Source organism: Mucilaginibacter sp. (assembly GCF_965200995.1).
Classification (GTDB): Bacteria; Bacteroidota; Bacteroidia; order Sphingobacteriales; family Sphingobacteriaceae; genus Mucilaginibacter.
On record NZ_OZ241743.1, the window covers coordinates 1082730 to 1106214 of the forward strand.

Annotated in this window: 24 protein-coding genes and 1 riboswitch; of the genes, 9 read left to right on the plus strand and 15 right to left on the minus strand. The window is 47.5% G+C overall.

Annotated features, from left to right (window positions below):
* Positions 1 to 20 precede the first annotated feature (20 nt).
* The 5 genes from ACY652_RS05215 to mnmH all read right to left on the minus strand — a co-directional run bounded on the left by ACY652_RS05215 (position 21) and on the right by mnmH (position 4409).
* Positions 21 to 821, minus strand: a complete 801-nt coding sequence (locus ACY652_RS05215) for a shikimate dehydrogenase family protein (RefSeq protein ID WP_462266958.1) — start codon at positions 819 to 821, stop codon at positions 21 to 23.
* Between the two features lie 55 nt (positions 822 to 876).
* The gene (locus tag ACY652_RS05220; protein WP_462266959.1) at positions 877 to 1641 is read right to left on the minus strand and encodes a phosphosulfolactate synthase; all 765 of its coding nucleotides are present in this window, start codon (positions 1639 to 1641) and stop codon (positions 877 to 879) included.
* 147 nt (positions 1642 to 1788) lie between these two features.
* Positions 1789 to 2268, minus strand: coding sequence for a rhodanese-like domain-containing protein (locus ACY652_RS05225; protein WP_462266960.1), 480 nt, complete (start codon positions 2266 to 2268; stop codon positions 1789 to 1791).
* A gap of 54 nt (positions 2269 to 2322) precedes the next feature.
* Complete coding sequence (gene selD / locus ACY652_RS05230; protein WP_462266961.1) at positions 2323 to 3363, minus strand: selenide, water dikinase SelD; 1041 nt, start codon at positions 3361 to 3363, stop codon at positions 2323 to 2325.
* Between the two features lie 5 nt (positions 3364 to 3368).
* On the minus strand, positions 3369 to 4409 hold the full coding sequence (gene mnmH, locus ACY652_RS05235) for a tRNA 2-selenouridine(34) synthase MnmH (RefSeq protein WP_462266962.1): 1041 nt from the start codon (positions 4407 to 4409) through the stop codon (positions 3369 to 3371).
* A gap of 300 nt (positions 4410 to 4709) precedes the next feature.
* Between mnmH and ACY652_RS05240 the strand changes: the two genes are divergently transcribed.
* Positions 4710 to 5186 (plus strand): DUF892 family protein, encoded by a 477-nt coding sequence (locus ACY652_RS05240; RefSeq protein ID WP_462266963.1) that lies wholly within the window; start codon positions 4710 to 4712, stop codon positions 5184 to 5186.
* Between the two features lie 956 nt (positions 5187 to 6142).
* On the opposite strand, the gene ACY652_RS05245 is transcribed toward ACY652_RS05240, so the two are convergent.
* The gene (locus ACY652_RS05245) at positions 6143 to 6907 is read right to left on the minus strand and encodes a hypothetical protein (RefSeq protein ID WP_462266964.1); all 765 of its coding nucleotides are present in this window, start codon (positions 6905 to 6907) and stop codon (positions 6143 to 6145) included.
* A 157-nt stretch (positions 6908 to 7064) separates the two neighbouring features.
* On the opposite strand from ACY652_RS05245, the gene recF reads away from it, so the two are divergent.
* Together recF and ACY652_RS05255 are read left to right on the plus strand one after the other, a co-directional pair.
* Positions 7065 to 8177 (plus strand): DNA replication/repair protein RecF, encoded by a 1113-nt coding sequence (gene recF, locus ACY652_RS05250; RefSeq protein ID WP_462266965.1) that lies wholly within the window; start codon positions 7065 to 7067, stop codon positions 8175 to 8177.
* The gene (locus ACY652_RS05255) at positions 8158 to 8448 is read left to right on the plus strand and encodes a DciA family protein (protein ID WP_462266966.1); all 291 of its coding nucleotides are present in this window, start codon (positions 8158 to 8160) and stop codon (positions 8446 to 8448) included. Before recF ends, ACY652_RS05255 begins: the two co-directional genes overlap by 20 nt.
* On the opposite strand, the gene ACY652_RS05260 is transcribed toward ACY652_RS05255, so the two are convergent.
* Together ACY652_RS05260 and ACY652_RS05265 are read right to left on the minus strand one after the other, a co-directional pair.
* The gene (locus tag ACY652_RS05260; protein WP_462266967.1) at positions 8435 to 8632 is read right to left on the minus strand and encodes a hypothetical protein; all 198 of its coding nucleotides are present in this window, start codon (positions 8630 to 8632) and stop codon (positions 8435 to 8437) included. The genes ACY652_RS05255 and ACY652_RS05260 overlap by 14 nt on opposite strands.
* Before the next feature lie 223 nt (positions 8633 to 8855).
* Positions 8856 to 9275, minus strand: coding sequence for a nucleoside-diphosphate kinase (locus tag ACY652_RS05265; protein WP_462266968.1), 420 nt, complete (start codon positions 9273 to 9275; stop codon positions 8856 to 8858).
* Between the two features lie 325 nt (positions 9276 to 9600).
* On the opposite strand from ACY652_RS05265, the gene ACY652_RS05270 reads away from it, so the two are divergent.
* The 6 genes from ACY652_RS05270 to ACY652_RS05295 are packed head-to-tail and all read left to right on the plus strand — an operon-like array spanning position 9601 to position 15104.
* Positions 9601 to 10611, plus strand: a complete 1011-nt coding sequence (locus tag ACY652_RS05270; RefSeq protein ID WP_462266969.1) for a DHH family phosphoesterase — start codon at positions 9601 to 9603, stop codon at positions 10609 to 10611.
* A gap of 8 nt (positions 10612 to 10619) precedes the next feature.
* Positions 10620 to 11576, plus strand: coding sequence for an FKBP-type peptidyl-prolyl cis-trans isomerase (locus ACY652_RS05275; RefSeq protein WP_462266970.1), 957 nt, complete (start codon positions 10620 to 10622; stop codon positions 11574 to 11576).
* A gap of 58 nt (positions 11577 to 11634) precedes the next feature.
* A complete protein-coding gene (locus ACY652_RS05280) occupies positions 11635 to 12603 on the plus strand; it encodes an FKBP-type peptidyl-prolyl cis-trans isomerase (protein ID WP_462266971.1) in 969 nt (322 codons plus the stop codon).
* Between the two features lie 45 nt (positions 12604 to 12648).
* Positions 12649 to 13416, plus strand: coding sequence for a TatD family hydrolase (locus ACY652_RS05285; protein ID WP_462266972.1), 768 nt, complete (start codon positions 12649 to 12651; stop codon positions 13414 to 13416).
* A 50-nt stretch (positions 13417 to 13466) separates the two neighbouring features.
* The gene (locus tag ACY652_RS05290; RefSeq protein WP_462266973.1) at positions 13467 to 14486 is read left to right on the plus strand and encodes an asparaginase; all 1020 of its coding nucleotides are present in this window, start codon (positions 13467 to 13469) and stop codon (positions 14484 to 14486) included.
* Positions 14487 to 14498: 12 nt separating this feature from the next.
* Entirely contained in the window at positions 14499 to 15104 is a 606-nt protein-coding gene (locus ACY652_RS05295) for an HAD family hydrolase (protein WP_462266974.1), read from the plus strand.
* On the opposite strand, the gene metF is transcribed toward ACY652_RS05295, so the two are convergent.
* From metF to murQ, 7 genes are all read right to left on the minus strand, one after another.
* Positions 15101 to 16057: a methylenetetrahydrofolate reductase [NAD(P)H] gene (gene metF / locus ACY652_RS05300; RefSeq protein WP_462266975.1), complete on the minus strand. Its 957-nt coding sequence runs from the start codon at positions 16055 to 16057 to the stop codon at positions 15101 to 15103. The genes ACY652_RS05295 and metF overlap by 4 nt on opposite strands.
* Positions 16058 to 16060: 3 nt before the next feature.
* Complete coding sequence (locus tag ACY652_RS05305; RefSeq protein ID WP_462266976.1) at positions 16061 to 16456, minus strand: four helix bundle protein; 396 nt, start codon at positions 16454 to 16456, stop codon at positions 16061 to 16063.
* Between the two features lie 57 nt (positions 16457 to 16513).
* Positions 16514 to 20221, minus strand: a complete 3708-nt coding sequence (gene metH / locus ACY652_RS05310; protein WP_462266977.1) for a methionine synthase — start codon at positions 20219 to 20221, stop codon at positions 16514 to 16516.
* Positions 20222 to 20243: 22 nt separating this feature from the next.
* A complete protein-coding gene (locus ACY652_RS05315; protein ID WP_462266978.1) occupies positions 20244 to 20597 on the minus strand; it encodes a four helix bundle protein in 354 nt (117 codons plus the stop codon).
* A 93-nt stretch (positions 20598 to 20690) separates the two neighbouring features.
* Positions 20691 to 20804: riboswitch (SAM riboswitch) on the minus strand.
* Between the two features lie 256 nt (positions 20805 to 21060).
* Positions 21061 to 21795 carry a Bax inhibitor-1/YccA family protein gene (locus ACY652_RS05320; protein ID WP_462266979.1) on the minus strand — a complete coding sequence of 245 codons (735 nt, stop codon included), beginning with the start codon at positions 21793 to 21795 and terminating at the stop codon, positions 21061 to 21063.
* Between the two features lie 55 nt (positions 21796 to 21850).
* A complete protein-coding gene (locus tag ACY652_RS05325) occupies positions 21851 to 22417 on the minus strand; it encodes a hypothetical protein (RefSeq protein ID WP_462266980.1) in 567 nt (188 codons plus the stop codon).
* A gap of 165 nt (positions 22418 to 22582) precedes the next feature.
* Entirely contained in the window at positions 22583 to 23389 is an 807-nt protein-coding gene (murQ, locus tag ACY652_RS05330) for an N-acetylmuramic acid 6-phosphate etherase (protein ID WP_462266981.1), read from the minus strand.
* Positions 23390 to 23485: the final 96 nt, after the last annotated feature.

A 23485-nucleotide genomic window follows, 5' to 3' on the forward strand; every position in this document is an offset into this window, starting at 1 on the left:
CAGTAAAGAGACAAGGCGGCTTACGGATGCTTTTCTTTGGAATTCCAGATTTCCCATGATTTTTCGGCCTGCAATATCAGCATTTCGTAGCCATTTTTTATGTTTGCCCCCTGTTCTTTACCTTTTTTCAGAAACAGGGTTTCCTCCGGGTTATAAATCATATCGAACAGCAAATGGTCTTCGGTAATAGCCTCGTAAGGGATGTTGGGGCATTCGTCCACATCAGGTGAGGTACCCAGCGGCGTAGTGTTGATGATCAGCATGTGGCTGCCCACCTGCGCCGGGGTAAGCTGCTCAAAGGTAATCCGGTGCTCAGCAGGTTTGCGCGTTACTGAAGTAAAGGCAATATTTAAGGTACCCAGGATGTACTTTACTGCCCTCGCCCCCCCCCCATCACCTAAGATAAGCGCACGGTTGTGGCGGGCTTTCAGCAACGGCTTCAACGACATCTCGAAGCCGTAGGCATCGGTATTAAACCCTTCCAAAACATACTCTTTACCTTGTATGCCCACCTCGCCCGACAATGCCGCCGCTACCGGACTCATGGAGGAGATACGTATACAGTTAACTGCGCCTATTTCTTTGGCGTATTCGCTCATCCAGTCCAGATGCGGCAGTACACTCACTTTGTGGGGTACGGTTACATTAAGCCCGCACAGGTCTTTTTCCTGCTGCAGTAAAGCCGGTAACTCGCCGATGTGCTCCAACGGGTAAAGTTCATAAGCAGCGTTACTAATGCTTTCCTTTTCAAACTTTTCGGTAAAATATTTTTTGGAAAACGAATGCGACAGCGGGTAACCTACCAATCCGTACTTTTTCATGCGGTTAAATTAAAAAGGCAACGACACCTGTTTATTTTCTAACAGCCAAGCCGGTTCATTGATTTAAAAAATGGTCAAAAGTATCGCTGCGCAGTCCCAGCCGCAGGGTTTCCAGCGGGATGAGGTCGAACGGGGCGATGTTGCCCAGATTTACGTTAGCACCCAATAGTTTGATAAACCATACCTGCTGCGCTTTTTGCGGCGCTTCCCAAATCAGGTCTTCCTGCGGTATCTGGGTTAAAATCTCATCGATCAAACCCTGCCTTACCTCGCCCGAATCGCGGTAAATGCCAACGTTGCCGCTTTCGCGGGCTTCGGCTATTATCTTCCATGAGCCGGCTTCCATTTCAGCCTTAATCAGATGTATCCATTTATAAGGGGCAAAAATCTTCTGCACATCCTTCGAGCCCACTTCTGATATCACTGTTACCTGCTGACTTAGTCTGCTGATATAAGCACATTTTTCGTCGTGCGGAATAGTGATGGAACCATCCGATACTTCGGCATATTGCATTTGGTACTTGTCCAGCAAACGGCGGTAATCATCAAACTGGTTACGGATAATAAAGGCTTCGAACAGGGTACCGCCAAAATAAGCGGGAATGCCAGCCTCTTCATATAATTTAAGTTTATCGCCCAAATTTGGGGTAACATAAGAGGTAGCCCAGCCTAATTTAATCAAGTCAGTATGGATGCCGGATACCTCGATAAAATCTTCGGCCTGGCGCAGGCTTAAGCCTTTATCCATTACCATGGTAAGGCCGCTGCTGCGCGGTTTTAACGTACGGTCAGGAACTTGTGAAAGAGAATAATTCAGCATAAAAAGAACTGTGTTATAGCCTATAACTAAAAGTTTTATTGGTGCAAAGGTGGGAAAAAGATATTGAACGCAGATGTTAAATTCAGGCTGCCCTTGTTTGGTACAGTTACTGGGTTAGGTAAGTAGACATTTTGCCGATTGTATAATTTAAGGCTGCTTTACAACCGGGTAACCTTTGGCAACCCAGTTCTTCTGTAAGTTATCCGGCAGATCAAGAACCTTAACGTACGTATAGCCCTGTGCTTTTAATGCGGTGTAAGCAGGCCGGATATTGGGGCATTTGGCAAATGGGCAACAGCCGCAATACACTAATACTTCAGCTGATTTCGGCACAGTTGCCAGCAGCTTTTTTAATTTAACTGCGTTTGCTTTATCGGTTACAGGGCCAATGTGCTGCGCGCCCGGTATATCTTCTACCACGCCCATATTTAAAATTACAGGAGCGCTGCCCGGTTTATTTTTAAGGCGGGCTGCCAGTTCAGCAGGGCTGATCAGTTCATTTTTACCCCAAGGCACCTCTGCACCCAACACAAGTTGCTGTTGATGCGTTTGCGCCTGGCTTTGCTGCACTGCCAACAGCATAACCAGCATCAGCAAGCTTGTAAATAATTTTATTGTGTTCATCATCTGAATAGTATATGCTTGTGTTGATTGTATAACTGATAACTGCCTTCCGTGAAACTATATTATCCTGATTAATGGCTTCCCTTCCTTTTGCGGCATAAGCCTGCCAAAAGCCCTGAAGGCATGGCCCTGCTGCTGCATTGCCGCTTCAAAGCTTGATGTATGCGCTTTTTCAACGGCTATCAGCAGGCCGCCGCTGGTTTGCGGGTCGGCCAGAATGTACCGCTGCTCATCAGTTACCGGGCTTACTTTTTGCCCGTAGCTGCTCCAGTTGCGCTGGGTACCGCCCGGAAAGCACCCCTGCTGCAGGTAATGCGGCAATGAAGCGATCACCGGAACTTTGTCAAATTCTATCTCAGCTGCCAGGCCGCTGCCTTCGCACATTTCGGCCAGGTGGCCCAGCAGGCCGAAACCGGTTACATCCGTCATGGCTTTTACATAGTTGAGCTGCCCGCATACCTCGCCCAGTTTGTTCAGGGTGGTCATGCTTTTCAGGGCAACGGCGGCATCATCCGGTAGTAACAGTCCGCGCTTTTGCGCGGTAGACAGGATACCTACGCCCAGCGACTTGGTAAGATAAAGCCGGCAGTCAATGGTAGCCGTAGCATTACGCTTAAGCTGCGGAATATTGACGATACCATTTACAGCCAAACCAAATACCGGTTCGGGGCAGTCGATGCTGTGGCCGCCTGCCAGGGTGATACCGGCCTCGGCACAGATGGCACGGCTGCCTTCCAGCACCTTTTGGGCTGCCTCAGGTGGCAGTTTATCTATCGGCCAGCCCAAAATAGCAATGGCCAGTACCGGTTTGCCCCCCATGGCATATACATCGCTGATGGCATTGGCCGAGGCAATGCGCCCGAAATCATAGGCATCATCCACAATGGGCATAAAAAAATCGGTGGTGGAGATAAGGGCCGTACCATTACCCATATCCAGCACGGCGGCATCATCGCGTGTATCATTGCCTACCAGCAGCCGGGCATCCGGCGTGGCGGCTATCGGGCTATGCAGTATTTTATCTAAAATAGCCGGACTGATTTTGCAGCCGCAGCCCGCACCATGCGAGTATTGTGTAAGTTTTATCTGGGTTTCCATTATAGTTATAAAGTTTGATGAGCCGATGCAGGTATTGCGGCTAAAATCTGCCGGGCATTTGCAGCGGCGTCCAGGCCCGATACATCAAGCGATTGCACCTGCCCGGCATTGCGTTTGCCGAGGCCGGTACGGTAAGTTTTATCGTAGTATACCAGCGCCAGCCGTACAAAATCTTCCATCCGGTCTTCTTGAATAGCCTGTACCGCCCGGCGGGTTTGCTCCGGCCCCAGCCGTTTTTGGATGCGCCCGGTAGCCTCGATCAGAAAATCCTTATCCAATACACCGTACTCGGCAGCCAGTGAGGTAATGCGCTGGTGTATATCTACATTGAGGTGCAGCAAAGGGGCATCCCGTATTTGCCGCCACAACGGCGGTGGGATAATGCATTTGCCCACCGTCATGCTTTCATCTTCTACCCATATACGTTTGCATGCATCCAAGGCCGCCAGTTGTTCTGCCAGGTTATTTTCAAATTGTTCCTGGCTGGGCTGCACCAGAAGATTCTTGCTGCCGTAGGATGAACCCTGATGCTGCGCCAGCTCCTCCAGGTCAACTACCTGCTCGCCCAGTTTGCGCAATTCATGCAGAATACGGGTTTTACCAGAGCCGGTCATGCCACCCAGTATTTGCAGATGATAGTCTTGCGCAAACCGCTGATGCACCCAGTTACGGTATTGTTTATAACCGCCCTCTATCAGCTGCACCTCAAACCCATATAAGTTAAGCGCCCATGCCATGGCCCCGCTGCGCATACCGCCCCGCCAGCAATGTACCGCCACCTGTTTATCAGGCGCAATTGCCAGCGCCTGGCGGATGAAACCGGCCCACTTGGAACCGGTCAGCTCGAAGCCCAGCAAAATTGCTTCCTCCCGGCTTACCTGTTTATAGGTAGTGCCCACGCTTACCCGCTCCTCGTTGCTGAACAGCGGCAAGTTAAAAGCGCCGGGTACATGCCCGTGCGCAAACTCGGCAGGCGTACGCACATCAAGCAGCGGCGGACCCCCTGCCGGTTGCAGGTATTCGTTTATAGAAACGGGCTTGATCATATAAAATTTAGCAATTCAAACGTATGGTTTTATTCTTACAAGTAGACAGGCCTCCTGATTTGTAGTTCGTATTTTATTTGACTTTTACAGCAATAGCATCCGTATAAGGCTCGATAGTATTTAAGTTAACTGCGCTTCCGGTGGTGACACAGCAGATCGAAAAGCTGCTTACATAAATTAATATAAAAAATAAATCTAAAAGAAAAAAACTTAACTATTGATAGCGTGTTGAATTTAATAATTAGCGCACTAAGTACTATTAAATCTACAGTAGCTAACTAAACATTAAACAAATTAACCATGGAAGAGCAAGGATTAAAAGAATTGATTAAGCAAGGCTTTGCAGCTATGAAGGCAGGAAGTAACGTAGCTTCACAGGCTACCGGTGAAATTCAGGGCGATGTGAAGAATGAGGAACTGAAACAGGCGCTTGAAAAGGGTAATGAGCAATCTAAAGTATGGGCGCAGCGCATCGACCGCGGTTTGCAGGAAGCTGGAGGCAATGCCGACCAGGACAATGAAATATTAAAAGCGCATTACGAGGTAAGCAAGAAAATAAGGCAGCAGGCCGCCGATGATGACAGTCGCGATTTAGGCATTATTGCCAGCGGGCAATTGGCCATTCACTATTGGATTGGCGCCTTTGGCACCCAGTTAAGCTACGCCTCGGCAGCCGGCCTGAGCCAGGCCCAGCAAGAAATGCAGGCATGCCTTGACGAGGCCAAGCAGGCCGACGAACAGCAGACCCGCATTGCCAAAAGCATTTTGGGGCAATAACAATTCATCAATAATTTTAACCAGCCATTGCATTGCAATGGCTGGTTTTATTTGTAGAGGGGCTCATATTTTCTTTTAAACTCAGATGTAAAAAAAGCAGGCAGCAGTACATTACCTATATCTACGTCAAGTAAAAAATCACAAATTTAAAATAGCGCCTGTTTATGGTTATACCTATCGCTTTGTTGCTGGCATAAACTTATAACTTGCAATATTTTAGGTATGAGTTGCAAACCACAAAGACATCAAATACTAAAAACTGCTTTGAATAATCCTTTTAATCTGAAGTGATGGCAAGGGAAAACTCTCTGCTGTCAAACTGAGGCACCCAAAGCCTTATTGCATAGACACTCATTAATACCGCTTCTTTATCTGATTTTAATGAAATTTAAAAGAAAAAGGCACTGTTTACGCTTTTCGTGCACTTATGGTTACAAGTTCGCTCTTATGCTGGCGCAAGTTTGCAACTCGTATCCTTGTCCTTTTAGTGCTCACTGGTTAAAGTCTTCCCTGCAAGGGACGACTCTAATCGATTATAAATCAAGGACTTCTGTCCGCCTTTAGCAGCAGTATTAAATATAGCACAAACTTTTAACGGCAAGTGCAACTATCGTTTGTTCATTGCATATTACGCACAGGAGTACTGAGTCGTATATTATGGTTTAAGTCACCCTTCAGAAGACTTAAACCGGTGTTGGGTAACATTCCGCAGGGCAAGGGTATGGCTTGCCGAGCCTGTATTTTTACCTTATAATGCCACTGCTGATAAAAAAGTAAGGCGGTTGATAGCTAATATCCTGCCATAAAAAGCTATAAAAAGCCATAAAATGCTAATAACGGCAAATAAATGACTGTTTTATTGGAATAAATACCGCTTGCTCTGCACTGGCGCAGGTTTGCATGTAGCAGTTGGTGATAAAACCAACTGCAGGCATAAAGTAAAAATCTGTAGCAGTCTATTTTTGCTGCTTGTACCAATTCATCATTTGCTGGTTTATTTCTTTTACTGATGATGTATCCTGCAACACTTGTTTATAGCTTAAGTGTTTAACATCTAAGCAGTACTGCATTAATAACCAGTATTCATAATAAGAGAGTACAGTACCAGTACTATCCTTAAATTTTATCCAGCCATCGTGGTTAGTTTTTTGAGTAGCTTGTAACCGGTCTATATTAAATACCAGATTTTGTTGATCTGAGTTCCGGCGAGCAATATATTCAGGATAACCTTCCCATTTCCATTCCGGATAATTAGCTAACGGATTGGAATTCAAAAGCCCTAAATGGTCAAATTGGTAACAGTGTATCATTTCATGTGCCAGCACCTGCACCAAATTCCATTGGTACCCGTATAGTTCGGCGTAGTTATTTGGAAAATCTGCTTTGCTGCCTATGATTACTTCATGAAACACCCCCCATGCAAAAGCTGGCTTTTTGAGCCGTTGTATTAAAGCACTGTAAGTACCTCCATCATTCAGGCAAACATCAAGTTTTAATTCAGCGTTATATATTTCACTGGCTTTTACTAAATCAAAAGCTTCATCCAGCCGCAGGGTTGCCTCTTTGGGTAAATCTTTGTTGTGAAAGACAATATAATTATGGAGCCGGGTTTGCCGGGCATAAGTAAGGGCAGGGTTTACAACCAGTATCACCAGCAGCCCTACAATAAATATCCCGGTTATAAATAGCCGGAAAACCCAAATACTAAATTTTCTTCTCATTCCCTCAAACATAATGGGTTACTACTACAAATTTATATGAAGATTAATTAATCTATAGTATTGCATGGCGCCTTTACAGTATTTTCCTACCATCAACATTTCCACAGCCGATTGTTAATAACGCAATACCGCAAACCCTTACCTTTGAGGCACTGCCATGTATCTGCAACAGTTATCGCTCATCAACTTTAAAAATTACACTCAGGCTGACCTTACCTTCAGCAAGGGGGTAAACGCCTTTGCGGGCGATAACGGCGCGGGCAAAACCAACCTGCTGGATGCCATTCATTACCTGTCATTGTGCAAGAGCTATTTTAATGCGATAGATAACCAGCAGATTAAGTACGGCACTGATTTTTTTATGGTGAGCGGCCAGTTTGTGCGTGAGGAGCAGCATGATACGGTTTCGGTAGCGGTAAAGCGCAATCAGAAAAAGCAGTTTAAGCGCAACAAAAAGGAGTACCCGCGCCTGGCCGACCATATCGGGCTGTTCCCGTTGGTGATGGTATCGCCTTATGACAGCAGCATCATTATAGATGGCAGCGAGGAGCGCCGCCGGTTTATGGATAACGTGATTTCCCAAACCGACCATTACTACCTCGACGAGCTGATTGCCTACAACAAGATACTCAGCAACCGCAACGTGCTGCTCAAAAGCATGGGCGAAAGCGGCCGGTTCGATGCGGGCCTGCTCGAAGTATATGATGAGCAGCTAATAGCCGCCGGCAACAGCCTGTTCGAGAAGCGCAAAGCCTTTATGGCCGATTTTACCGGCATATTCGACCGTTATTATGCTTTTTTAAGCGATGGTGCCGAGCAGGTAAAATTAAGCTACGAGTCGCAGCTATTTAACAACACCTTTGCCGATTTGCTGAACCAAACCACCGAAAAAGACCGCGTGTTGCAGCGTACCACCGCCGGTATTCACCGCGATGAGATGGAATTTACCATACACGAGATGCCGCTCAAAAAGTTCGGTTCGCAGGGGCAGCAAAAATCCTTTCTGATTGCGCTGAAGCTGGCACAATACAGCTACCTGCAGCAGCAAAAAGGCTTTAAGCCGCTGCTGCTGCTGGATGATATATTTGATAAGCTGGATGAGAAGCGCATAACCAAGCTGATGCAGCTGGTATCGGCCCACGAGTTCGGGCAGGTATTTATTACCGATGCCAGTGCCCGCCGGGTAACCGAAACTTTTGGCAAGATAAACGAAGACATTAAATTATTTACCGTAAACCAGGGAGAAGCCAATGCGCAAAGCGAACGATAGAACCATGAAGGAGGCCATTGAGCTGATGCTGAACGTATACAAAATACGTCGCCGGTGGGATGAAACGGCCGTAATTACCGGCTGGGCCGAAATTGTGGGCAAAGCGGTAGCCAACCGCACCAGCGAGATTTTTATCAGCAATAAGAAGATGTTTTTGCGTATAGAGTCGTCAGTGATCAGGAATGACCTGATGCTGATGCGCAGCCAGATACTGGAGCGGATAAACAGTAAGGCGGAAAGCGGAATTGTAGAAGAAATTATCTTCCTCTGAAAGAGCGCAGCGTAGTATGGCGGGCAAACAGGCTGTCGCGCATAATGGTATACGTCATGATGAATAACCCTGGCAGCAAGAAGGCAAACTGCACCTCCGGGTGATGCTTGATCAGCAGGATAGAACCGGTGATCAGCAATACCAGAATCACAGAATAAGCAAGATATCTACCTAATAATTTCATAATACAATAATTACCTGACGAAAGATCAAACGGTAATTGCTACAGGACTTAGGGTTACAACGGTAAAGCTAAAAACAATTTGTGATACTTACAAATCATAGTTAATATATTAAAAACAGGAAGTCATTTCGACCGCAGGGAGAAATCTTCTGCCGCAAACAAGCTGCTTTAAGAAGATTTCTCCCTGCGGTCGAAATGACCAAACGGGAAAGAAACTATTCTCCTAAAACTTCTCGAAAGCCGAAAAGAAGAAGCTGCCTTCAATTTCAGCGTTCTCGTCAGAGTCTGAACCGTGAACCGCGTTGGCATCAATAGATTTGGCAAACAGGTTGCGGATGGTACCCGGCTCGGCTTTGGATGGGTCGGTAGCGCCAATCAGCTTACGAAAATCTTCAACTGCATTATCCTTTTCAAGAATAGCCGCTACGATAGGGCCTGATGACATAAACTTTACCAGATCGCCATAAAAAGGGCGTTCTTTGTGTACGGCGTAAAATTCACCTGCTTTTTCAGCAGTTAGAAAGGTATACTTCAAGGCGCTGATTTTGAAACCGCCCTGCGTAATTTTGTCTAAAATTGCACCCATGTGGCCGTTCGCTACTGCGTCAGGCTTAATCATGGTGAAAGTTTTGTTGGTTGCCATAGTGTTTTTAAATTGTCGCGAATTTAAGGCTAAATTTTGGATTTAGCCTTAAATTCGGATATTCGATTTCGGATTTGTGGCATCATCTGCCTCTTTCGCCAGTCATTTCGACTGCAGGGAGAAATCTTCTTCAATAAGCCGGTTACCCAAAAGATATTCTTCGAAAACTTATCAGCAGCAGAAGATTTCTCCCTGCAGTCGAAATGACAGCAAGAAAAATATAAAACAACACCACAAATCCGAAATCGAACATCCGAAATTCGAAATCAACAAAATCCTATCTCTGAATTAATTTCTTAGCTTTGCAGCTATTTTTTAATCCGGAATGCTCACATTAGTCTTACTTACTGAACTGCTGGCACAGCCCCGCCGTGTGGTGATTACCACCCACCATAAGCCCGACGGTGATGCGCTGGGTTCGTCATTGGGGCTGTATAATTACCTGATACAGCTAGGGCACCATGTACAGGTAATCCCGCCTACGGATTATCCGGAGTTTTTGGCTTGGATGCCTGGCAACGAGGAAGTGCTGATTTATACGGAACAGCCCGAAAAAGCGGCGGAACTTATAGCCGCTGCCGAACTGATTTTCTGCCTTGATTTTAATGCGCTGAGCCGCATCAACGAGATGGGCGAACTGGTACGCGCTTCCGGTGCTTACAAGGTGATGATTGACCACCACCTGGAGCCGGAGGATTTCGACGATTACCGCCACTGGAACATCAACGCCTGTGCTACGGCACAGTTGATTTATGATTTTATCGTTAACCAACTAAACGATAAGGATAGAATTACCGCCGATGTAGCTACCTGCCTGTACACCGGTATCATGACGGATTCCGGCTCTTTCCGATTCCCGCAAACCACTTCAGCCGTGCACCGCATTGTGGCTGATTTGATTGATGCCGGCGCGGTAAACTGGCGCATCCACGAACTGATTTACAGCAGCTCATCAGAAAACCGTCTGCGCTTCCTGGGGCATTGCCTCAGCAACAAGCTGGAAGTATTGCCGGAGTATCATACCGCTATTATTACCGTAAGCCGCGAGGAACTGAAACAGTTTGATATTGCCACCGGCGATACCGAAGGTGTAGTGAACTATGCCATGTCAATCACTGGCGTTAAACTGGCCGCATTTTTTGTAGAACGTACGGATAAGGTAAAACTTTCGTTAAGGTCTAAGGCGGAGTTTCCGGCCAATGAAATTTGCAAAAAGTATTTCAACGGTGGCGGCCACCGCAATGCCGCCGGAGGGCAGTCTACCGAAAGCCTGGAAGCCACCGTGCAGCAATTTAAATCTATATTACCCGCTTATAAAACACTATTAATTCAATAAACATAAAAATGAACAAAAAGTTAATGTTATTAGCCGTGGCGGCTGCAGGCCTGGCCAGCTGTAACAGTGGATTTAAAAAAGGCGAAGGCGGCCTGCTCTATAGCATACATACCGACAAACCAGGCCAAACGGTTAAGGAAGGTGACTTCATCAGCCTGAACCTGATTGCCAAGAACGATGCCGACTCGGTATTGTTCAGCACCTATGATGCCGGTAAACCGGTACCGGCCATGATGCCCAAGCCGCAGATGAAAGGCGATGTATATGCCGGTATTAAGATGTTAAGTGAAGGCGACAGCGCCACCATTAAGGTAGCGGCCGACTCGGTATTCAAAAAAGGCCAGCCTAAGCCTCCGGGCTTTAAGGGCAAGTATATTGTATATGAAGTTAAGGTAGATAAGGTAATACCGAAAGGTAACCAGACGGATGCCGTATTTCAGGCACGTGTGCAGGATTACTTCAAGGCACAATCACAGGCCATGGGCAAGATGGAGCCTGGTAAAATCAAAAAATACATTGACGATAACAAGCTGAAGGTAACCACCACTGCTGATGGCTTAATGTATCAGATTACCCAGCAGGGCAGCGGCGCTAACATTATGCCCGGCGATACTGCCGTGGTTAATTATACCGGCAAGCTTACCAACGGTACCGTATTTGATACCAGCATTAAAGAGGTAGCCCAGAAAAATAAAAAGCTCGACCCCATGCGCAGGTATGAGCCTATCCATATCCCGGTAGGCGTAAAAGCGGTAATCCCCGGCTGGGATGAAGGTTTGCTGCTGCTAAGCAAGGGCTCAAAGGCCACCTTTGTTATTCCCTCAAAATTAGCTTATGGTGAGCAGGGCTTAGGCCCGGTTCCGCCGCATGCACCTATTGCGTTTGATGTGGAACTGGTAGATATTATTCACCCTAATCCTAACGCGCCTAAGCCGGCTGCACCAGCAGCTCCTATGGTTAGGTAATTAAAGTTTTAATACACTTGGGCCTTTCTGAAAACAGAAAGGCCCTTTTTAATTGTTCATGAAAAAATTTTTAGGCATAAGCCTGCTTATTTTATCGGGGCTGATGCAGGCCCATGCGCAACCCGGTTACCAGCGTACCCCCAAAGGTGCCGCTTACCGCATCTTTGCCCGCAACACAGGCCCTAAAATAAAGCCAGATGATATTGTTACCTTCCAGGTGATCCAAAAGACCGACCGTGATTCGGTGCTGTTTAGCAGCTACGCTTCCGGCCGGCCGGTGCAAATTAAGGTGCAGCCCTCGCAAAATGTGGCCGACCTGATGGAAGTGTTTCCGCTGTTGACCGTTAGCGATAGTGCAATAGTTAAAATTCCTGCCGATTCTGTATTTAAAGGGGCGCCTGCCATGCAACGACCGCCATTTTTGCCGGCGGGCAGCCATATCAACTACCTTATTAAGGTGGTAAAGGTGCAAAGCCTGAGCGAAGCAATGTCCGAAGCCAATGCAGCCCTCGAAAAGCTGAAGCAGGCCGAAGCTGCCGAAGCTAACCGGTATGTTACGGCAAATAAGCTGATGCCCAAAAGCACCCCTTCGGGGCTGAGGTATATAATTACCCGTGCCTCGGCCAAGCGCAAACCACTGCGTGGTGATACCCTGCTGGTTAATTACACCGGCCGGCTTACCAGCGGCAAGGTGTTTGATTCCAGCATTGCTGCAGAGGCACAGGCCGGCGGCCTCAACCAGCCAGGCCGCAATTATGAGCCTATACAGGTAATTGTAGGCCAGGGCCAGGTAATACCTGGCTGGGATGAAGGTTTGCTGCTGCTGAACGAGGGATCGAAAGCCATCTTTATCATTCCATCTAATTTAGGTTATGGGGCACAGGGCGCAGGCGAAATAAAGCCGTACAGCACCCTGATTTTTAATGTAGAACTGGTAAAGGTAAAACCTGCCAAACCGGTTGCCAATTCGGGTACAAAGCGGCCGGTACCCCATACCGCATCAAAAAGAAACGTGAGAAAAAGCTGACATAAAGGCTTCCGCATTAAACGGAAGCCTTTTTACATTTGCGCCATGGTGTTAACCGATACACATACCCATCAGTATTACGATACTGATGAGGCTTTGCTCAGCCAGCACATGCAGCAATGTTTTGATGCAGGTATCAGTCGCTTGTTTTTGCCTAATGTTTCTGCCGAATCGGTAGACCCAATCCAGCAGATGGTGCAGGCCTACCCCGAAAACTGCTTTGCCATGATGGGCCTGCACCCCTGCGAAGTAAAGGCCGGCTGGCAACAGCAGTTAGATATTATTAAAGCAGAAAGCACCGGTTTACAGATATATGCCGTAGGCGAAATTGGTATCGACCTTTACTGGGACAAAACCACGTTGCAAGAACAGCAGGATGCCTTTGTACAGCAGATTACCTGGGCTAAAGAGCTGAACCTGCCCATCAATATCCACTGCCGTAACGCTTTTAACGAGGTATATGAAATTTTGCAGCAGGAAAAGGATGAAAAATTGCGCGGCATATTCCATTGCTTTGGCGGAACATTGGAACAGGCACAGCAAATCATCACCCTGGGCTTTTACCTGGGCATAGGCGGGGTGGTTACCTACAAAAATGCAGGGCTGGATAAGGTAGTACAGCAACTCAGCCTGCAGCACCTGGTGCTGGAAACGGATGCGCCGTATCTTACACCTGTGCCTTACCGGGGCAAGCCCAATCAAAGTGCCTATTTAACCTACATTGCGCAAAAGGTGGCCGATCTGCACCAGATAAGTGTAGAGCAGGTGGCCGAAACTACTACCCAAAACTCGAAAACAATTTTTGGCATTTAAACTATCCCTTAAATTCCTTTACCTATTTTTAGCCCTTAACCTCCTGAATTATGTGCCAGATACTGATTATTTATACCGGCGGTACTATTGGTATGATGAGCGACCCGAAAACCAAGGTACTGCGGCCCATCAACTTTGAGCAGATTATGGATAACGTGCCCGAACTGGAGCGCCTTAATTGCCGTATCAATGTGCACTCTTTTGATGAGGTGATCGATTCTTCGAACATGAACCCCAAAATCTGGAGCCAGATTGCCGGGCTGATTGAGCAGCACTACCATGAGGTAGATGGCTTTGTAGTACTGCACGGGTCTGATACAATGGCGTTCACGGCATCAGCCCTGAGCTTTATGCTGGAGAACCTGGATAAGCCGGTAATATTTACCGGTTCGCAACTGCCCATTAGCGCCATCCGCACCGATGCTAAGGAAAACCTGATGACGGCTATCGAAATAGCCAAAGCCAAAAAGAACGACCGCTCGCGGGTGCCCGAGGTATGTATCTACTTTGATTATAAGCTGTTTAGGGGTAATCGTGCATTTAAATATAATTCCTCCAAATTTGAGGCATTTCGTTCGCCTAATTACCCGATACTGGCCGAATCTGGTGTGCACCTGCGCTTCAGTGTTAATGACATACGGCAGCCTGTGCCCGGCGGACTGATTGTGCATAAAGGTTTGGTAAATGATGTATCGGTGCTAAAATTGTACCCCGGCATTAGCCAGCGGGCAGTAGAAGCCATTGTAAATGCCGATGTGCGCGGCATTGTAATGGAAACCTTCGGCGCGGGTAATACCACTACCGACAGTTGGTTTACTGATTGCATTAAGAATGCCATTGATAACGGAAAGGTAATTGTAGATATATCGCAATGTAAAGTAGGAACGGTAGAACTGGGCCGCTACGAAACCAGCAAGCAGCTAAAAGACATTGGTGTGGCCAATGGTTATGATATGACCTTCGAGGCCGCCGTAACCAAAATGATGTACCTGCTAAGCCAGTCTGATGACCCTAACCAGGTACGCGAGTGGCTGGAAACTGATTTGCGCGGCGAACTTACGGTATCTTAACCCGCTTATAATATGATTAATACCATTGTATTTGATCTGGGTGGGGTGCTGATTGACTGGAACCCTGAATACCTGTACCGCAAACTGTTTACTGATGAAGCAGCGATGAAGGACTTTCTGACCAACATTACCACGCCCGACTGGAATGAGGAGCAGGATGCAGGCCGCAGCCTGGAGGAAGGTACTACATGGTTGGTGGCACAGCACCCACAGCATGAGGCTAACATCCGCGCGTTTTATGGCCGGTGGGAAGAAATGCTGGGCGGACCCATTGGCGGCACCGTAAAATTATTCAAACAGTTAAAAGACAGCGGACGCTACAAAATTTATGCCCTCACCAACTGGTCGGCCGAAACCTTTGGCATTGCCCTGCAACGCTATAACTTTTTGAGTTGGTTCGACGGTATTGTAGTATCGGGCACCGAGAAGATGCGCAAGCCCGATGCCGCTTTTTACCAATTGCTGTTAAGCAGGTATCAGGTACAGCCTGCGCAGGCGCTGTTTATTGATGATAATCTGCGTAATGTTACCGCTGCACAGAATGCAGGGATGCAGGCGGTGCAATTTACCGGCGCAGATTACCTGAAAACAGAATTGCAGCGCCTGCATATCCTCTAAAAAATAGCTTCGGCTATACGTTTGGTAGGCCCGGCATTACCCATGGTATAAAAGTGCAGTACCGGTGCGCCGCATTCAATCAGATCTTTACACTGCTGAATCATCCACTCGATGCCCACTTCTCGCACCTCCTTGTCGTCTTTGCAGGCGTGTACGGCATCACTCAGGTTTTCCGGAATATCGATATGAAATATTTTGGGCAAACTCACCAATTGCTTTTTTGAGGTAAGCGGCTTCAGGCCGGGGATAATGGGAATGTTAATATCATTCTCGCGACACAGCTTTACAAACTCCTTGTATTTGTTCACATCGTAAAACATCTGAGTTACCATAAAATCGGCCCCGGCTTTTACTTTCGTATGCAGGTGCCTGAAATCGGTTTTCAGGTTGGGCGATTCAAAATGCTTTTCAGGGTAAGCGGCAATGCCGATACAAAAGTCGGTTTTATAGGAAGTATCCTCATAATCATGCAGGTAGATACCTTTGTTCATATCCGCAATCTGCTGCTGCAATTCAATGGCGTACGAGTGCCCCCCTTTGGTGGGAATAAAGCCCGGATCGGTCTTGCGGGCATCACCGCGCAGGGCCAGTACATTATCAATGCCTAAAAATTGCAGGTCAATCAGGGCATATTCAGTTTCTTCTTTGGTAAATCCGCCGCAAATCAAATGCGGTACGGTATCTACGCCGTACTTATGCATAATAGCCGCACACACCGCTACCGTGCCTGGGCGCTTGCGGTACGTTACCTTTTCCAGATAACCATTCTGCGCCTCTTTGTACACCAAGTCCTCACGCGAGGAAGTTACGTCAATAAATGGCGGCTTAAATTCCATCAAGGGATCAATAGTTTTATAGATGCCATCCATACTCTGTCCTTTGAGGGGCGGTAATAGTTCAAAAGAAAAAAGCGTTTTGCCGTTGGCGGTTTTTATGTGTTCGGTAATCTTCATTATTTAGTGGCCGGTATTGGGTGATGAGTGACCGGAGCCTGTTCCGATCTTTGATTTACAATAGTTAATTAATCCGCTAAGTGGCTTTCTTACTTGTTCCAGGTGCTTAAGCAGCAAAGATAAAGTATCCGACTTAATAAAATTAAGATCATTGGCAAGGTAGAGGTGACTTTCTAATTCATAAACAGACCCTCTGGCAACATAGAAAAATTGCAATGTATCTTTTCTATGATTGCGTCCACACCCTTCAGCGATATTTGACGGAATTGATACCGCAGCCCGCCGCATTTGAGATTTAAGTCCAAACACTTCTTCTTTTGGAAACAAAGCAGTTTCATTGTAAATAATTTTAACCAACGCACTTGCTTCTTTCCAAGCATCCAACTCATTAAATACCATACTTTCTTGTGCAATGAATTAATTCTCGTCACTCATAACCGGTCACCCGCCACCTATCTAATAATTCAAATTCGGCCCCAGCCACCGTTCCACCGTATCTACCGACATTATCTTTCGTTCGGCATAATCCTCTACCTGATCCTTGCTGATTTTACCTAACCCAAAATACCTCGACTGCGGATGCGAGAAGTAAAAACCGCTTACCGAGGCGGCTGGCATCATGGCCAGGCTTTCGGTGAGGTACATGTGGGCGTTGTCTTCGGCTTTCAGTAGGTCGAACAGCGTGGTTTTCTCGGTATGGTCGGGGCAGGCCGGGTAGCCGGGCGCCGGGCGGATGCCCTGATATTGTTCCTTGATCAGGTCCTGATTGCTCAGGTGCTCATTTTGGGCATAGCCCCAGTAATCGCGGCGCACCAGCTCATGCATCTTTTCGGCAAAGGCCTCGGCCAGGCGGTCGGCCAGGGCTTTAGCCATGATGCTGTTGTAATCGTCATGGTCCTGCTCAAAATGGGCTACCAAGTCATCGCAGCCCAAACCGGCAGTTACGGCAAAGCCGCCAAAGTAGTCGGGCACACCGCTGTCTTTTGGCGCAATGAAATCCGATAGGGCATAGTAAGGTTCACCTTTGGGTTTTTCGGCCTGCTGGCGCAGGGTATGAATGCGGCTTAGCAATTGCGTCCGACTTTCATCACTATACAGTTCAATATCATCGCCCGCACTGTTGGCCGGCCAGAAACCGATAACGCCGTTGGCTTGCAATAATTTTTCCTTTACAATACGGCTGAGCAGTACTTGGGCATCATCAAACAGCTTACGGGCCTCGGTGCCTACCGTTTTATCATCAAATATTTTAGGGTAACTGCCCCGCAGTTCCCAGGTATGGAAGAAAGGTGTCCAGTCGATGTAAGGTAGTAGTTCTTCCAGCGGATAGGCTTCAATTACCTTGGTGCCGGTAAAGGTAGGCTTAACGGCCACATCACCATCCAGGCTGATCTGAAACTTCTGTTCCCGTGCCTGTTCGATACTTACAAAACGCTTGTCCGACTTTTTATTAAGGTGCGCTTCGCGGGCCTTATCATATTCGGCCCTGATGCCCTGCATGTATCCCTCGCGGTTCTCTCTGCTCATCAGGCTGCTGCACACGGTTACGCTGCGCGAAGCATCCAGTACATGAATAGCCGCCCCGGAATAATTAGGGGCAATCTTTACCGCCGCATGGATGCGCGAAGTGGTAGCACCGCCTACAATCAGCGGCATGGTAAAGCCTTCGCGCTCCATCTCTTTGGCAAAGTGCACCATTTCGTCCAATGAGGGTGTAATCAAGCCGCTCAGGCCGATAATGTCTACCTGGTGCTGCTTGGCGGCTTCAATAATTTTTTGCGCCGGTACCATTACACCCAGGTCAATCACCTCGAAATTGTTGCAGGCTAACACTACGCCTACAATGTTTTTACCAATATCGTGCACGTCGCCTTTTACGGTAGCCAGTAATATTTTACCGGCATTGCTGCGCTGGTCGGCATCTGCATTGTTCCGCTTTTCTTCCTCAATAAAGGGCAGCAGATAGGCTACGGCCTTTTTCATTACCCGTGCAGATTTTACCACCTGCGGCAGGAACATTTTACCCGAGCCAAACAGATCGCCCACGATGTTCATGCCATCCATCAGCGGGCCTTCAATTACTTCCAGTGGTTTGCTGTATTGCTGGCGGGCTTCTTCCACATCATCATCCAGGTACTCTACAATGCCTTTCACCAGTGCGTGGCTCAGCCTGCGGGCTACCGGCTCGTTGCGCCAGGCTTCATCGCGCACAATTTCTTTGCCTTTGCTTTTTACGGTTTCGGCAAATTCCACCAAACGTTCGGTGGCATCAGGACGGCGGTTCAACAGTACGTCTTCCACCAGTTCGAGCAGGTTTTTGGGGATCTCCTCATACACCTCCAGCATACCGGCGTTTACAATGCCCATATCCATACCCGCCTTAATGGCATGATACAAAAAGGCCGAGTGCATGGCCTCACGCACCACATTGTTACCGCGGAAGGAGAACGAAATATTACTCACCCCGCCGCTTACCTTGGCATGGGGCAGGTTTTCCTTGATCCAGCGGGTGGCATTGATAAAATCAACCGCATAGTTATTATGCTCCTCTAACCCGGTAGCTACGGTCAGGATGTTAGGGTCGAAAATGATATCCTGCGGCGGGAAGCCCACCTCGTTTACCAGTATATCGTAAGAGCGCTTGCAAATTTCTACCCGGCGTTCATAGTTATCCGCCTGCCCCTGCTCGTCAAAAGCCATCACTACAGTGGCAGCGCCATAGCTTAATATCTTACGGGCGTATTCTTTAAAATTCTCTTCGCCTTCCTTAAGTGATATGGAATTTACGATGCCTTTCCCCTGTAAACATTTCAGGCCGGCTTCGATAACACTCCACTTGGAGGAATCTACCATGATGGGCAGCTTGGAAATATCCGGCTCGGAGGCCACTAAATTCAGAAACTTAGTCATTACCGATACCGAATCGATCATGCCCTCGTCCATATTAATATCGATGACCTGCGCACCGCCTTCTACCTGCTGACGGGCTACGGTGAGTGCGGCCTCATAATCTTCGGCTAATATCAGTTTAGAAAATTTAGGCGAACCAGTGATGTTGGTACGCTCACCTACATTTACAAAGTTGGTTTCCGGCGTAACGGTAACCGCTTCCAGTCCGCTCAGGCGCATATATTCAGACACCTGCGGGATAGTGCGGGGCGGGTGCTGAGCTGCTTTTTCGGCGATACAGCGGATATGGTCAGGCGTAGTGCCGCAGCAACCGCCCACAATGTTGACCAGTCCGGCGTTCATAAAATCATCCACTAAATGCGCCGTTTCGTGCGGTACCTCGTCATACGCACCAAACTCGTTAGGCAAGCCAGCGTTAGGGTAAGCCGAAATAAACACATCCGCTTTTTCCGATAACTCCTCCAAATGGGGGCGCATTTCTTTGGCTCCCAAAGCACAGTTTAAGCCTACCGATAGCAGGTTAGCATGGCGGATAGAGTTCCAGAACGCCTCTACCGTTTGGCCCGACAAAGTACGGCCCGAAGCATCGGTAATGGTGCCCGAAATCATGATGGGCAACCTCTCCCTAAATCCCTCTCCTAAGGAGAGGGACTTTTGATATAGCTCATCCTCGTAGCGGTTAATGGCGAACAGGGCCGCTTTGGCATTCAGCGTATCAAATATGGTTTCTACCAGCAGCACATCAGAGCCGCCATCTACCAGGCCGCGTACCTGCTCATAATAGGCCTCAGCCAAATCATCAAAGGTAACTGCACGATACCCTGGATCATTTACATCAGGCGATAAGGAAGCGGTACGGTTGGTAGGACCAACAGCACCGGCTACAAAACGAGGCTTTTCAGGATTTTTAGCGGTATACTCATCGGCGGCTTCGCGGGCCAGGCGGGCACCTTCGTAGCTTAACTCATAGGCCAGTTCCTCCATGTGGTAATCGGCCAGGGAGATGCGCTGGGTACTAAAGGTATTGGTTTCAATAATATCGGCTCCGGCCTCTAAATATTCGGCATGAATGGCTTTGATCACATCCGGGCGGGTGAGGTTGAGCAAATCATTATTGCCTTTTAAATCTGACGGATGGTTGGCAAAGCGCTCTGCGCGGAAATCCTCCTCCGTAAGGTTATAGCGCTGTATCATGGTGCCCATGGCTCCGTCTATAATGAGGATGCGTTTTTGTAATTCTTCTCTGATATCCATAGATAGTATCAAGTAGCGAGTATCAAGTAATTAGACTTTTTTGCAAACCGGTTAACATTTTTTGTAACTCATTCATCAGCTTGCTTAAGTGTTCAGCAGTATTGCTGCTCAGGTAATTAAATTCCGTTGCAATTATCAGCTGGGTTTCTAATTCAAAGCATGAACCTAAGGCAATGCTCAGAAAGTGTTTTAATTCTTTGTTCGACTGCCGTCCGCATCCTTGTGCAATATTAGACGGAATAGAGATGGCAGCCCGGGTCATTTGTGATGTTAGCCCATAGCGTTCGTTGGGTGGAAAGGTTTTGGTCAGATCAAATACAGCCTTGCTAATATCAATTCCGGCACGCCAAACTTTCAGTTCTTTAAAATTATGCATTATGCCCGTCTATATACTTGATACTAACTACTTGATACTAAATAAAAGCTTATGTAGAAAGAAGTTAACCCGCACCTAAGCAGGGGCAACTTTCGCTTATCTGCCTTTAACCCAGTAAGTTGCGGGTTAAAGTAGAAGGTAGCACCTTGTAAGTACAGGTTGCTAAGATTTCGCCGGGTCTACTCCCTCCATCTTTCTACATAAGCAAGTACAAAGATGCAAAATAACGGGGTAATAAGCAAGTGGATAACTGTAGGAAAGGCGTCAATTAATGCAGTAAATGATAGGTACCAACGTAGTCATGCTGAGGCACTCGAAGCATGTTAGTACAAGCCTGACCAATGAACGGTTCTGCACTCATGCTTCGAATGCCTCAGCATGACCGCAGGAAACTTTGCCTGCGCTATATACAAACAAAAAAGCTGCCCAATGGGCAGCTTTTCCTATTTCATAAAAAACTTCATTACCTGCGGTTGCCGAATAAGCGCAGCAAGTACAGAAACAGATTGATAAAATCCAGATACAGGCTGAGGGCGCCATAAATCGCCAGTTTACCGGCAGGCATATCGGCATCCATGGTAGCACCCATGCGTTTGATACGTTGTACATCATAGGCGGTTAAGCCGGTGAATACGATTACGCCGATGTAAGTTAATACTTTATCGAGGTGCAGGCCGGGGAACAGCATGTTCAGCAAAGTAGCAATCACTAAACCGAATAGGCCGATGATCATAAAGGTGCCGAAGCCGGTTAAATCCTGCTGGGTGGTATACCCTGCTATCGCCATAATACCGAATACTGCCGAAGCGGTAATAAATACACCTAAAATAGAGCCGGCAGTATAGGCCAAAAATATAAAGCTCAAACTGGCACCCATAATGGCCGAAAACAGGATGAACAGCAGTGCCAGTACCGGCTGTGATAAACGGTTAAAACCTAATGACATGGCCAGTACAAAGCCCAGCGGTGCAAACATCACTACAGTGCCCAGCCCTGTATTGCGAAGCGTAAGCGGATCGCGCAGCAAATTCATCAGCTGTGGCTGGGTGAAGAAATAAGCTACTATGGCTGATATGGCCAGGCCGGCAAACATCCAGGCAAATACGCTGGCCATGAAACGGCGTGAGGCAGCTTTATCCTCAATGGGTATAGTTTTTTGTTCCTGATAATCGAAATAATTGGTGGTTTGATCTTCCATCGTTTTTTTTATTTATAAACAGTGCTAATATATAAATATTGTAATTGGCATTTTGTTAGGTGAGGCGGCGCATTAATTGTTCTTCTACCCGTTTATACACCTGCAATGGCTTCGAAGTGCGCCAGCTTAAGTCATCCAGCGCGCCGCCAAAATTGATGTAGTAATCAATGTTGGCCTGCTTAAACTCGCGGATTACATGTTCTCTAAAATTCACCCCGGCTATCCAGCCATCCTCCACTTCCTGAAACCATTCCTCGTAATAGCAATCGTCGGACGAGTGAAAGTTGAGCACATTCTCACCAATCAGGATAAATTTGTTTAAACCGTTATCCATCATCAGTTCAAACAGCTCGCGCTTCATCAGCATAATATCATTATTAATGGCATCGTTCCACTCGCCAATCAGCTCAATAATGGTGTAGCCGCGGTCATAATCGGCATACAATACCTTCATATATAAGGTATTGGAGCCGAAGGAATCCCACTGAGGGTGCAGCAGGTAATTGTATACCTGCTTATCAAACTCAAACTCATTATACTGCGTGGCATAAAAGGGCGAATATTCGTCCTCTGCTGCTATATAATCATCGCGCCATTTATAATAAGGCTCTATCTCGTGCATAATAATCTGATGTGCAAATGTGCGGATATGCAGATGTGCAAATTGTAATGCACAGATATCCACACTTCGTTTTATGTTTTTGTACTAAATTGCATTTATTTACCTATCCACTCATTTCCTTTCATCTGTAATCAGCATATCTGCATATCTGCACGTTCAAAACATCTACCTGTTATACGCTTCCACCGCCTTACGTACACTGCCGTTTTGCTGCACCAGCCGGGCGGCTTCCTGCTCGCCCAATCCGGTGGCCTGCATCACCATGCGGGTGGCGCGGTCAACCAGTTTATGATTGGTTAACTGCATATCCACCATTTTATTACCCTTTACACGGCCCAGTTGTATCATTACACTGGTGCTCAGCATGTTCAATACCAGCTTTTGGGCGGTACCGGCCTTCATGCGGGTGGAGCCGGTTACAAACTCGGGGCCAACCACCACCTCAACCGGGTATTGCGCCCCGGCAGCCACCGCGCTGCCGCTGTTGCATACCACGCAGCCGGTAACGAGGCCATTCTCGTTAGCTGCCTTTAAGCCGCCAATAACATAAGGCGTGCGGCCCGATGCGGCAATGCCCACCACTACATCCTTGTTTGTGATAGCAAAAGCCGATAAATCCTTCCAGGCCTGTTCGGCATCATCCTCGGCATACTCTACCGCCTTGCGGATGGCACCATCGCCGCCGGCTATGATACCCACTACCCAATCAAAAGGCACACCATAGGTGGGCGGGCACTCCGAGGCATCCACTACGCCCAGCCTGCCGCTGGTACCCGCGCCGATATAGAACAGCCGGCCGCCGGCCCGCATTTTTTCGGTTACGGCGGTTACCAGTTGCGCTATCTGCGGCAGCGCCATTTCCACGGCATCGGGTACGGTTTTATCCTCGCGGTTAATATTGGCCAGCAGCTCATGCACGGGCATCTGCTCCAGGTTCTGGTAGTGTGAATCTTTCTCGGTGGTGTTTATCATCCCAATAAATTATAAAGCAAAATTGGTGAAAATAACAGCAAGTGCAAGGGTTTTGAGTGAGATAAAATGTAGCCCGTACCTAACATTTAATTAACT